The 12,973-nt window shown below is 27.3% G+C and carries 8 protein-coding genes, 4 tRNA genes and 1 pseudogene; 12 read left to right on the top strand and 1 reads right to left on the bottom strand.

The features are described from left to right. Positions 1 to 31 precede the first annotated feature (31 nt). Positions 32 to 916 (bottom strand): methylenetetrahydrofolate reductase, encoded by an 885-nt coding sequence (locus tag RJT40_RS00190; RefSeq protein ID WP_343182563.1) that lies wholly within the window; start codon positions 914 to 916, stop codon positions 32 to 34. A gap of 212 nt (positions 917 to 1,128) precedes the next feature. Here RJT40_RS00190 and RJT40_RS00185 point away from each other — a divergent pair. The 12 genes and pseudogenes from RJT40_RS00185 to rpoC all read left to right on the top strand — a co-directional run. After that, positions 1,129 to 1,201: transfer RNA gene (locus RJT40_RS00185), tRNA-Thr, on the top strand. Positions 1,202 to 1,211: 10 nt separating this feature from the next. Next, positions 1,212 to 1,294 (top strand) — tRNA-Tyr (locus RJT40_RS00180). A gap of 12 nt (positions 1,295 to 1,306) precedes the next feature. After that, positions 1,307 to 1,378: transfer RNA gene (locus tag RJT40_RS00175), tRNA-Gly, on the top strand. A gap of 12 nt (positions 1,379 to 1,390) precedes the next feature. Further along, positions 1,391 to 1,465 (top strand) — tRNA-Thr (locus RJT40_RS00170). 156 nt (positions 1,466 to 1,621) lie between these two features. Continuing rightward, on the top strand, positions 1,622 to 1,810 hold the full coding sequence (gene secE / locus RJT40_RS02130; RefSeq protein ID WP_428994189.1) for a preprotein translocase subunit SecE: 189 nt from the start codon (positions 1,622 to 1,624) through the stop codon (positions 1,808 to 1,810). A 1-nt stretch (position 1,811) separates the two neighbouring features. Further along, positions 1,812 to 2,357 (top strand): transcription termination/antitermination protein NusG, encoded by a 546-nt coding sequence (nusG, locus tag RJT40_RS00165; protein ID WP_343182562.1) that lies wholly within the window; start codon positions 1,812 to 1,814, stop codon positions 2,355 to 2,357. A 40-nt stretch (positions 2,358 to 2,397) separates the two neighbouring features. After that, positions 2,398 to 2,826, top strand: coding sequence for a 50S ribosomal protein L11 (gene rplK / locus RJT40_RS00160; RefSeq protein ID WP_343182561.1), 429 nt, complete (start codon positions 2,398 to 2,400; stop codon positions 2,824 to 2,826). Then, entirely contained in the window at positions 2,827 to 3,537 is a 711-nt protein-coding gene (rplA, locus tag RJT40_RS00155; protein WP_343182560.1) for a 50S ribosomal protein L1, read from the top strand. It abuts the gene before it with no gap. 45 nt (positions 3,538 to 3,582) lie between these two features. Continuing rightward, positions 3,583 to 4,095, top strand: a complete 513-nt coding sequence (gene rplJ / locus RJT40_RS00150; RefSeq protein ID WP_343182559.1) for a 50S ribosomal protein L10 — start codon at positions 3,583 to 3,585, stop codon at positions 4,093 to 4,095. Between the two features lie 41 nt (positions 4,096 to 4,136). Then, positions 4,137 to 4,505, top strand: a complete 369-nt coding sequence (gene rplL / locus RJT40_RS00145) for a 50S ribosomal protein L7/L12 (RefSeq protein WP_343182558.1) — start codon at positions 4,137 to 4,139, stop codon at positions 4,503 to 4,505. A gap of 234 nt (positions 4,506 to 4,739) precedes the next feature. Further along, positions 4,740 to 8,768 (top strand): DNA-directed RNA polymerase subunit beta, encoded by a 4,029-nt coding sequence (gene rpoB / locus RJT40_RS00140; protein ID WP_343182719.1) that lies wholly within the window; start codon positions 4,740 to 4,742, stop codon positions 8,766 to 8,768. A gap of 67 nt (positions 8,769 to 8,835) precedes the next feature. Then, positions 8,836 to 12,957, top strand: a pseudogene (gene rpoC, locus RJT40_RS00135) (DNA-directed RNA polymerase subunit beta'); the annotation flags it as partial. Positions 12,958 to 12,973 lie beyond the last annotated feature (16 nt).

Below are 12,973 nucleotides of genomic sequence, written 5' to 3'. Positions count from 1 at the left end.
ACAAATTATATAAAATTTAAAAAAAATCACATCATAATTTTTTTAAAGTAGAACATAAAGAATAAACAGATTCATAATGATTTAAAGTATAAAAATGAAAGCTTTTTACACCTTCTAGGCATAACCGTTGTATCATTTGAACACAAATAATTAATCCAATCATTTGACTTACAACAACATCCTGTTCATGAATATGTAAAAATAAATTAATCAACCAATCTGGCAGATTAACATTTGTTATACTAACAAACCTTTTTAGTTGATGAAAATTGGTAATGGGTAAAATTCCTGGTATAATATCTACATCAATACCAATATGAACACATTCATCCCTAAATCGTAAATATTTATCAACATCAAAAAAAAACTGAGTAATTGCTCTATTTGCTCCACAATCAATTTTTCTTTTTAAATGCATTAAATCAATTTTTTTATTAATTGCTTCAGGATGACCTTCAGGATATGCTGCAACTGAAATATCAAAATTAGCAACTTGTTTGAGCAAAACTACTAAATCATATGCATAACATTTTCTGTTAGAATTAAGAAAATTATCTCCCCGCAATGCAATAACACTTTTAATACCATCATTCCAATAACGATGCGCAAGACTTGTTAATTCTTCCTCACTTTTATTTATACATGTTATATGTGGAGCAACGTTTAAATTTAATTTTTTCGGAATATTCCGAATAGCATTATAAGTATAATCATTACAAACATTATTTTTAGCTGTACATGTCACTGAGATAAATGTTGGATTAAATAAACTCAATTTATTAATACAAGATAAAAAATTATTATTTTTTTGATGAAAGTCTTTCGGTGGAAACAATTCAAATGAAAAACTAATATCTGATGAAAGATCAGATTTTTTTTGTTGTAAAAAATCATTATACTTATTTAAAATATTCATAATATAATATACTTAATATAAAAAATAAAAAATAAATATATCATACCATGATATTATATAAATTTTTAAAATATACAAACATAAATTTGTACTATATTTTCTATAATATATGTAAAATACTATACAGTAAAAAATATATATAAAAATATGAAATTTCATGTTGCATATTTTTACATCTAAAAGTATTATATTAGAAGGGCCAATACAATATTGCCGGCTTAGCTCAGCAGGTAGAGCAACTGACTTGTAATCAGTAGGTCACCAGTTCGATTCCGGTAGCCGGCAAAAAAAATTAGGTGGAGTTCCCGAGCGGCTAAAGGGAGCAGACTGTAAATCTGCCGTCTACTGACTTCGAAGGTTCGAATCCTTCCTCCACCAAAAAATACTGTTGCGGACATGGTATAACGGCTATTACTTTAGCCTTCCAAGCTAATAATGCGGGTTCGATTCCCGCTGTCCGCTTAAAATTATCAAGCTGATATGGCTCAGTTAGGTTAGAGCACACCCTTGGTAAGGGTGAGGTCCCCAGTTCGATTCTGGGTATCAGCAAAATTCATTTTCTATAATTAACTACTATCCTTCCAAAAAATGATTTATATAAAATCAAATTATTATCTATAAAAATAAAATATATAAATATGATATTATAAAAAATTCTGTTAATATAGAAATTCAATATAGTAAATAAATTTTAACAATATCAAAATGAATATAATTAATTTTATAAAATCATTAGTATTAGAAATTAAATCAATTCAATGGGCTGAAAAAAAAGATACGGCAAAAATTACCGTTGTTATCATTATCTCAAGCGTCATACTTTCTTTTGTATTATGGGTACTAGATCAAGTAATATTTTTTATTATATCATTCATTATCAATTTAAGGTTTTAAAATGTATGATGTTAAAAAAAAACAATGGTATGTGTTACAAACATTTTCGGGATTTGAAAACCGAATTGTAAAAGAAATCAAAAAACAAATTCTATCTAGTAAAATTCAACATCTCTTTGGAGAAATTTTGGTACCAGGAGAAAAAGTAGTTGAAATCACCAAAGGAGAAAAAAAAAATAGTGAATTTAAATTTTTTCCTGGATATATTTTAATACATATGTATCTCAATGAATCTAGTTGGACTTTGATCAAAAAAATACCTAAAGTAATTGGATTTATAGGTGGAGTAACAAATCGACCAACTGCAATAAAAACCAAAGAAATTAAAAAAATAAAAAATAGAATTAGCAAATTAGGAGATAAACCTAGACCAAAAGTATTATTTACAATTGGAGAATCTATTCGAGTAAAAAATGGTCCATTTAATGGTTTTAATGGTATTGTAGAAGATGTAGATTATGGGAAAAATAGAATTAAAGTATCCGTATCAATATTTGGAAGATATACTCCTGTAGAATTAAATTTCGAACAAATTGAAAAAAACTAAAAAACATATTAAATACAATATTTATTATTAAAGAGATATTATGACTAAAAAAATACAATCCTACATTAAATTACAAATTTCTGCAGGGATGGCTAATCCTAGTCCACCAATTGGACCTGCTCTCGGACAAAAAGGAGTAAATATTATGAATTTTTGTAAAGAATTTAATCAAAAAACTTCCTCCTTCGAAAAAGGCATACCAATTCCTGTTATAATTACAGTTTATACTGATCGATCCTTTACATTTATTACTAAAACACCTCCTGCATCTTTTCTATTAAAAAAATACTCTAAAATAGAAAAAGGTTCAAGTACAACAAAAAAAAATATAGTTGGAAAAATTAGTCAATTGCAAATAACAGAAATTGCCAAAATAAAAGCAGAAGATATGACAGGATCTAATATAGAAAAAATAAAAAAATCCATTCAAGGTACCGCAAAATCTATGGGTTTAGAAATCGAGGATTAAATGACCAAATATATAAAAAAAAAAAAAAATAAAAATCAAACAATTAATATCCAAAAAGAATATAACTTTCATCAAGCTATAAATATTTTAAGAAAAAACCAAAATAAAAAATTTATAGAAAGTGTAGATATAGCAATAAATTTAAATATTGATGCAAAACAATCAAGTCAAAATATAAAAGGAATTACAATACTTCCTCATGGAATTGGAAAAAAAATGAAAATTGCTGTACTGACTCAAGGTGATAATATTCAAAAAGCAATAAAATATGGAGCTTATATTGCGGGAGGAGAAGAAATAATCAACCAATTGAAAGATAAAAAAAATAATTTCAATACTATTATTGCATCTCCAGACATGATGAATCTCATAACAAAGTTAGGACCGATTTTAGGACCTAGAGGATTGTTGCCAAATCCAAAAACAGGAACAGTTACTAATAATATAAAAGAAACAGTGAAAAACTTTTATCAAGGTCATGTTCGATATAAAAACGAAAAAAATGGTATTATACATACAACTATCGGAAAAATAAACTTTTCTAACGAACAATTACAAAAAAATCTTATTGCCATTATCATAGATCTCAATAAACTAAAACCAAAAAATATAAAAGGTGATTTGATAAAAAAAATTACATTATCAACAACTATGGGTGTAGGTATAAAAACAGAAATCAACAGTATATATGAAAATACAAAATTTATATAAAAATTTTTTAAAAAATATTTTTTTACATGCAGGAGTATAACAACCATGGCATTAAATTTACAACAAAAAAAACACATTGTTAGTAAAATAAATAAAATTGCCAGTGTATCATTATCTGCAGTACTTGCTAAAAAAAAAAAAATAACCACAAATGAAATTACAAAACTAAGAAAACATAGTAGAATAGAAGAAATAGAAATTCATGTCGTAAAAAATACATTATTAAAAAAATCTTTAAAAACCACTCAATTTGAATGCTTAAATAAAAAGATCTCTGGACCTATTATTATTGGATTTTCATTACATCATCCAGGAAGTGTGGCAAAATTATTCACTCAATTTCAAAAAAAAAATAGCAATTTTAAAATTTTAACAGCGGCATATAATAAAAAAATTTTAACAAATACAGAAATCGAAAATTTATCAAAATTACCAAATTTAAAAGAAGCTATTCAAAAAATTATTACAATAATAAAATTTACAACAGTAGGAAAATTATTCTCTATATTATTAGAAATAAAAAAAAAAAATAAAATAAAAACTATTATAGTAAAATAAAATATAAAAACTAACTTTATTGTTGTTAGGAATATGAAATAATGGAAATCACAAAAGAACAAATAATACAAAAAATTTCTGAAATGTCTGTTATGGATATTATCGATCTTATTTCAAGTATGGAAAAAAAATTTGGAGTATCTGCAATACCAAACGTACAACAAAATCATACTCAACAAGAAGAAAAAAAAGAAGAAAAAACTGAATTCGATATCATTTTAAAAAGTATTGGGAAAAATAAAATTTCAGTCATTAAAGCAGTACGTAGCACAATGGGTTTAGGTCTAAAAGAATCAAAAGATCTTGTTGAATCTGCACCAACTACTTTAAAAGAAAAAATTAACAAAAAAGAAGCTGAATTATTAAAAAATACTTTAGAAAAAGCAGGTGCTACAATTGAAATGAAATAATATTTCATATTATAATCAAATAAATTGAGTATATTATTTTCATACATATTCGCTGGTGAAAAAATCACCAGCATATAAAAATATTTTTTATATACTCAAAAAAAAAATATCAATACAATTTATTAAAATAATATTTTATATTAAAACAATTAAATATAAATAAAAAATTTTTTATTTTTTATTTCTAATATATTAATATTTAATTATATCAATTACATTCAATTTAGGCATTTAATAGTGCATTCTAAAACTGAAAAAAAAAGAATTCGAAAAGATTTTGGTAAATATGTAACAATTTTACATATTCCATACTTACTTTCCGTGCAGATTGACTCTTATAATACATTTATTAAAAAAGATAAAACAGAAAAAAAAGGACTAGAATCAGTTTTTAAATCTATTTTCCCAATAAAAAGTTATAACAATCATTCCGAATTACAATATGTTAAATATCGTGTTGGAAAACCAATCGCTAATTCCAAAGATTGCCAAATCAAAGGATCAACTTACTCAGCATCCATCAGAGTAACTATTAGATTAATTATTTATGAACCAGGAATCACACCTAAAATTGTCAAAAATATTAAAGAACAAGAAGTATATATGGGTGAAGTTCCTATTATGACAAACAATGGTACATTTATAATTAATGGAACAGAAAGAGTAGTAGTGTCACAATTACACCGAAGTCCAGGTATATTTTTTGACAGTGATCGAGGAAAAACACATTCTTCTGGAAAAACATTATATAATGCTAGAATTATACCATACAGAGGATCTTGGTTGGATTTTGAATTTGATCATAAAGATAATTTATTTGCAAGAATTGATCGACGTCGTAAAATTCCAGCAACAGTTATATTACGTGCATTAGGATACACAAACATAGATATATTAAATATATTTTGCAAAAAATCTATTTATGAATTTTCTCATGAAAAAATATATATAAAAATATTAAATGAACAAATTTATAAAACAGTTATAACATTTAATATTATTAAGAATAATATTATATATATTAAAAAAGGAGAATTTATTACTGATAAACACATAGAAATACTCAAAAAAAATAATATTACAAAATCTGAAGTATCAATTGATACATTAATCGGAAAAATTGTTTGTCAAAATTACAAAAGTATAAAAAATAAAAACATTATTATTACAGCTAATACAATACTCACAAAAGAAAATATTAAAAAAATTAAAGAAGAAAAAATACCTTCCATTGAAACAATATTTACAGAAACAACAGATCACAGTCCATATATTTCTAATACATTAAGAATAGACTCTACATCTGATACAACAAGTGCATTAATAGAAATATATCGTATTATGCGACCAGGAGAACCACCAACAAAAGAAGCAGCAGAATACTTATTTCAAAACTTATTCTTTTCAGAAGAACGATATGATTTATCTTTTATTGGAAGAATGAAATTTAATAAATCTTTACACCTCAAAGATAACCAAAAATCAACTTTACTACATAAAGAAGATATTATTGCCATTCTTAAAAAACTAATAAATATTCGAAATGGAAACGGTGTAATTGATGATATTGATCATTTGGGAAACCGAAGAATTCGATCAATTGGAGAAATGATAGAAAATCAATTTAGAATTGGGTTAATTAGAGTAGAAAGAACAGCTAGAGAAAGATTATCGGTAGGAGATTTAGATACTCTGATGCCTCAAGACGTTATCAATTCAAAACCAATATCTGCAGTTGTAAAAGAATTTTTTACATCAAGCCAATTATCACAATTCATGGATCAAAATAATCCATTATCAGAAATTACTCACAAAAGAAGAATATCTGCTTTAGGATTAGGAGGATTAACTCGAGAAAGAGCAGGATTTGAAGTACGAGATGTGCATCCAACTCATTACGGTCGTATTTGCCCAATTGAAACCCCAGAAGGACCAAACATTGGATTAATTAATTCTCTATCAATATATGCAAAAATCAATGAATATGGATTTTTAGAAACTCCATATCGTATGGTAAAGAATGGAATTGCAACTAAAAAAATAAATTATTTATCTGCCGCAGAAGAAAGCAATCATATTATTGCTCAAGCAAATACAATATTAGATGAAAACGGACAATTTACACAAAAACTCATTACTTGTAGGTATCAAGGTGAATCAACGTTGTTTCCTCCAGAAAAAGTAAATTATATGGATGTCTCAGCACAACAAATCGTATCTGTTGGTGCAGCACTAATTCCATTTTTAGAACACGATGATGCAAATCGTGCATTAATGGGAGCTAATATGCAAAGACAAGCTATACCAACTATGAAAGCAGAGAAACCATTAGTAGGAACTGGAATCGAAAGATCAGTAGCAGTAGATTCAGGAGTTACTATTATAGCAAAAAGAGATGGAAAAATAAAATACGTCGATGCTTCAAGTATTGTAGTACAAGTACAAGAAAATCAATTACAACCTGAAGAATTAGGAATCGACATATACAATCTTATAAAATATACTCGATCTAATCAAAACACCTGCATTAACCAAATACCATGCATTCAAATAGGAGAAAATGTTAATAAAAATAATGTACTTGCTGATGGACCTGCAACAGATTTAGGAGAACTAGCATTAGGACAAAATATGAGAGTTGCTTTTATGCCATGGAACGGATACAATTTTGAAGACTCAATTTTAATTTCAGAAAAGGTTATACACCGCGATCAATTTACAACCATCCATATTCAAGAACTATCTTGTATTGCTAGAGATACGAAACTTGGTCCAGAAGAAATTAGTGCTGATATTCCCAATATTAGTGCATCATCTTTATCAAAATTAGACGATTCTGGAATTATATATATTGGAGCAGAAATTACTGAAGGAGACATCCTAGTAGGAAAGGTAACACCAAAAAACGAAAGTCAATTAACTCCAGAAGAAAAATTATTACGAGCAATATTTGGAGAAAAAGCATCAGATGTAAAAGATACTTCCTTAAGAGTACCAAGTGGAATATCAGGAACAGTAATTGATGTACAAATATTTACAAGAAGTGGAGTAGAAAAAGATAAAAGAACAATAGAAATCGAAAATATGCAAATTAAAAAAATAAAAAAAGACTTAACTAAAGAATTTAAAATATTTAAATACTACTTATTAAAAAGAATTAAAACACTACTTTTAAAATCTGGGATAAAAAAAGACTATTTAGACTCTATAAAACAAGAAAAATGGCACAAAATTCATATTAAAGAAAAAATATTAAATAAACAACTATTAAAACTTTCAAAAAAATATAAAAAATTAAAAAAAGAATTTGAAAAAAAAATTGATTTTAAAAAGAAAAAAATTACTCAAGGAGACGATTTAGCTCCAGGAGTATTAAAAATGATAAAAATATATTTAGCAGTAAAAAGACAAATACAAACAGGGGATAAAATAGCAGGAAGGCATGGTAATAAAGGAGTAATTTCCAAAATTAACCCAATAGAAGATATGCCATATGATAAACATGGAATACCAGTAGATATCGTATTAAATCCTTTAGGAGTTCCATCAAGAATGAATATTGGGCAAATATTAGAAACACATTTAGGAATGGCAGCAAAAGGAATTGGAGAAAAAATTAATAGTCTATTAAAACAACAACAATCTATTCAAAATATAAGAAAATTTATACAAAAAGTATTTAATATTGGACACAATATTAGACAAAAAATTAATTTTGATAATTTTTCAGATGAAGAAATATTAACACTAGCAAATAATTATAAAAATGGATTACCAATTGCAACACCCGTATTTGACGGAGCAAATGAACAAGAAATCAAAGAATTACTACAAGCTGGAGGAATACCATCTTCTGGTCAAATTGATTTATTTGACGGCAAAACAGGGAAAAAATTTGAAAGACCAGTGACTGTAGGATACATGTACATGTTAAAATTAAACCACTTAGTTGATGATAAAATGCATGCTCGATCAACTGGTTCTTATAGTTTAATTACTCAACAACCACTAGGAGGGAAAGCTCAATTTGGTGGTCAACGATTTGGAGAAATGGAAGTATGGGCTCTAGAAGCATACGGAGCTTCATATACATTGCAAGAAATGCTAACTGTAAAATCAGATGATGTTATTGGTAGAACACGAATGTATAAAAATATCGTAAAAGGAAAATACCATATGAATCCAGGAATGCCAGAATCATTTAATGTACTTTTACGTGAAATTAGATCATTAGGAATTAATATTTCGCTTGATGATGAGTAATTATTATGAAATATTAATCATACAAAAATAAATTTTTATTGAAATAAAAAATTAGAGAGGTTTATTTGTGAAAGATGTACAAAAATTTTTAAAAAATAACACAATTGAAGATTTCAATTCTATTAAAATTCAACTAGCTTCTCCAGAAACAATTCGTTCTTGGTCATTTGGAGAAGTTAAAAAACCAGAAACAATTAATTACCGTACTTTTAAACCAGAAAGAGATGGATTATTTTGTTCAAAAATATTTGGACCAATTAAAGACTACGAGTGTCTATGTGGAAAATATAAACGTCTAAAACACAGGGGGGTAATCTGTGAAAAATGCGGAGTAGAAGTCACTCAAACAAGAGTACGTAGAGAACGCATGGGACATATTGAACTTGCAACTCCTGTAGCACATATTTGGTTTTTAAAATCTTTACCATCCAACATCAGTTTATTATTAGATATGCCATTACGTGATATAGAAAGAGTACTATATTTTGAATCATATGTTGTATTAGAGACAGGAATGACAAATTTAGAAAAAAAACAAATATTAACAGAAGAACAATATTTACATGCAATAGAAGAATTTGGAGACGAATTTGATGCAAAAATGGGAGCAGAAGCTATTCAACTATTATTAAAAGATATAGATTTATCTGATGAACATGAAAAATTACATAATGAATTACAAGAAAGCAATTCAGAAACAAAAAAAAAAAAACTAACAAAAAGAATAAAAATTATTGAATCATTTATTATATCTGAAAATAAACCAGAATGGATGATTCTTACAGTATTACCAATTTTACCTCCAGATTTAAGACCATTAGTACCATTAGATGGAGGAAGATTTGCTACATCAGATTTAAATGACTTATATAGACGTGTAATTAATCGAAATAACAGACTAAAAAAACTATCGGAATTATTTGCTCCTGATATTATCATCAGAAACGAAAAAAGAATGCTGCAAGAAGCAATAGATGCGCTACTCGATAATGGAAGAAGAGGTAAAGCAATATTGGGTTCAAATAAAAGACCGTTAAAATCTTTAGCGGATATGATTAAAGGAAAACAAGGAAGATTTAGACAAAATTTATTAGGAAAAAGAGTAGATTACTCTGGTCGTTCTGTTATTACTGTAGGGCCATATTTAAAATTAAACCAATGCGGTTTACCAAAAAAAATGGCATTAGAATTATTTAAACCATTTATTTTTGGAAAACTTGAACAAACAGGATGTGCAGCAACAATAAAAGCTGCAAAAAGAATGGTTGAATCCAAAGAACCTATTATATGGGATATATTAGAAGAAATTATTCATAATCATCCTATTTTACTAAATCGTGCACCTACTTTACACCGATTAGGAATACAGGCATTTGATCCTATATTAATTGAAGGAAAATCAATACAATTACATCCACTAGTTTGTGCAGCATATAACGCTGATTTTGATGGTGATCAAATGGCAGTACATATCCCATTAACAAAAGAATCACAAAAAGAAGCGCATGAACTTATGATGTCCACTAAAAATATTCTTTCTCCGGCAAATGGAGAACCTATTATCATACCTTCTCAAGATGTAATCTTAGGTTTATATTATATGACACGAAAAAAATATAATGGAAAAGGAGAAGGAATGTTATTAAAAAATACAAATGAGGTGGAAAAAGTTTATCACATGGGATTAGTAGAATTACATTCTTTAATACACGTAAAAATTACAGAATATATTAAAGAAAAAAATACCTTTATTAAAAAAATTCGCACCGTACGAACAAGTGTTGGAAGAGCAATTTTATGGACAATTTTCCCAAAAGGTATGTCATTCAATTTATTAAATACAACATTAAACAAACAAAAAATTTCTAAAATATTAAACGTATGTGCACAACGATTAGGATTAAAAAAAACAGTAAAATTTGCAGACCAAATTATGTATACTGGATTTAAATATTCTACATTATCAGGAGTATCAGTCGGCATTAACGACTTAATCATACCAAGCAAAAAAGAAAAAATGATCAAATATGCTGAAAAAGAAGTACTAGAAATACAAGAACAATTTCAATCTGGTTTAGTAACAGCAAGTGAAAGATATAATAAAATTATCGATATATGGTCACATACAAATGAAAAAATTTCACAAGCTATGATGGATGAATTATCTATAGATCATAATCTTTATGTCACAGGAAAAAATAAAAAACAAAAATCTTTTAATAATATTTTTATGATGGCTGATTCTGGAGCGAGAGGTTCAGCAGCACAAATAAGACAATTAGCAGGAATTCGAGGATTAATGGCAAAACCAGATGGATCTATTATTGAAACTCCTATCACAGCAAACTTTAGAGAAGGATTAAATGTACTACAATATTTTATTTCAACACATGGAGCAAGAAAAGGATTAGCAGATACTGCTTTAAAAACCGCAAATTCAGGTTATCTAACACGCAGATTAGTAGATGTTGCACAAGATTTAGTAATTTCAGAACATGATTGTAAAACTCATCATGGAATTAAATTAAGTGCAATTATTCAAGGAAGCGACATAAAAGAACCACTACGAGATAGAGTAATAGGACGTGTTACGTCACAAGAGATTCTATATCCTGATTCAAACCAAACACTCATTCCTAAAAATACGATATTAAATGAACACATGTGTAATATTTTAGAAAAATATTCCATAGACTCAGTTGTTGTCAGATCTGTTGTACATTGTAAAACAGATTTTGGAGTTTGTGCATTATGTTACGGATATGATTTATCACAAGGAGAATTGGTAAAAAAAGGTTCCGCGATTGGTGTAATTGCTGCACAATCTATTGGAGAACCAGGTACTCAATTAACCATGCGTACGTTCCATGTTGGAGGAGCAGCATCACGATCAGTTTCAGAATCAAGCATTGAAGTAAAAAATAATGGTATAATTAATTTACAAAATTCCAAAACAGTCACTAACTATTATGGAAAAACAATTATTATTTCAAAAAATGTCATATTAAATATCATTGATAATTTTGGAAAAATTAAAGAAAGTTATAAAATACCATATGGAGCAACACTAGAAAAAAATCATGGAGAAACAGTACATATTGGAGAAATATTAGCAATATGGGATCCGCATACATTACCAATAATTACTGAAGTTAATGGGTATATAAAATTTATAGATATGATAGAGGGTCAAAGTGTAATCAAACAACATGATGAACTCACTGGTCTATCTTCTATTGCTATTTTGGATACACCAGAAAGAACTAATTTAGGTAAAGAACTAAGACCAACAATAAAAATAATAAATAAAAATGGAGAAGATATTTTAGTACCAGAAACAGATACTCCTGCTCAATATTTTTTACCTGGACATACTATTATTCAATTACATGATCAAAAAAAAGTATATGCTGGTGATGTTATAGCAAGAATTCCGCAGGCAACTGGAGGTACAAAAGATATCACAGGAGGATTACCACGAGTTGCAGATTTATTTGAAGCAAGATATGGAAAAGAACTAGCCATTCTAGCAGAAATAAATGGAACAATTTCTTTTGGGAAAGAAACAAAAGGGAAAATAAGATTAATTATTACTGAACATGAAAATGAAACAAAAATACATGAAGAAATGATACCTAAATGGAGGCAAATTAACGTTTCTGAAGGAGAATCAGTAAAAAAAGGAGATATAATTTCCGATGGAATAGAATCACCACATGATATCCTTCGATTAAGAGGAATATCAAGTTTAACTAACTACATAGTCAATGAAGTACAAGAGGTATATCGATTACAAGGAGTAAAAATTAACGACAAACATATTGAAGTAATTATTAAACAAATGCTTAGAAAAGTGACAATTATTAATCCAGGTAACTCAAATTTTTTAAACGGAGAACAAATAGAATTTTCCAGAATTAAAATACAAAATAGAAAATTAAAAAAATTAAAACAAGAAACAGCAACTTTTTCCCATAATTTATTAGGAATCACAAAAGCATCATTATCAACAGAATCATTTATATCTGCCGCATCATTTCAAGAAACAACAAGAGTATTAACTGAAGCAGCAGTATCTGGGAAAAGAGATCATCTAAGAGGATTAAAAGAAAATGTCATTGTAGGAAGATTGATTCCAGCAGGAACAGGATACATGTATCATAAAAATAAATTCAAAAAAAAAAAAAAAAAAAAAAAAATAAAGA

This window comes from Buchnera aphidicola (Shivaphis celti) (assembly GCF_039349365.1).
Taxonomy (GTDB): domain Bacteria; phylum Pseudomonadota; class Gammaproteobacteria; order Enterobacterales; family Enterobacteriaceae; genus Buchnera_L; species Buchnera_L aphidicola_AL.
Note: the sequence above shows the minus strand (reverse complement) of the source record. Positions and strands in the feature narration are given on the sequence as shown.

Bases quoted from the DNA above. Each gene is read 5' to 3' on its own strand.
- RJT40_RS00190 (WP_343182563.1), bottom strand. From the start codon at position 916: ATGAATATTTTAAATAAGTATAATGATTTTTTACAACAAAAAAAATCT.
- secE (WP_428994189.1), top strand. From the start codon at position 1,622: ATGAATATAATTAATTTTATAAAATCATTAGTATTAGAAATTAAATCA.
- nusG (WP_343182562.1), top strand. From the start codon at position 1,812: ATGTATGATGTTAAAAAAAAACAATGGTATGTGTTACAAACATTTTCG.
- rplK (WP_343182561.1), top strand. From the start codon at position 2,398: ATGACTAAAAAAATACAATCCTACATTAAATTACAAATTTCTGCAGGG.
- rplA (WP_343182560.1), top strand. From the start codon at position 2,827: ATGACCAAATATATAAAAAAAAAAAAAAATAAAAATCAAACAATTAAT.
- rplJ (WP_343182559.1), top strand. From the start codon at position 3,583: ATGGCATTAAATTTACAACAAAAAAAACACATTGTTAGTAAAATAAAT.
- rplL (WP_343182558.1), top strand. From the start codon at position 4,137: ATGGAAATCACAAAAGAACAAATAATACAAAAAATTTCTGAAATGTCT.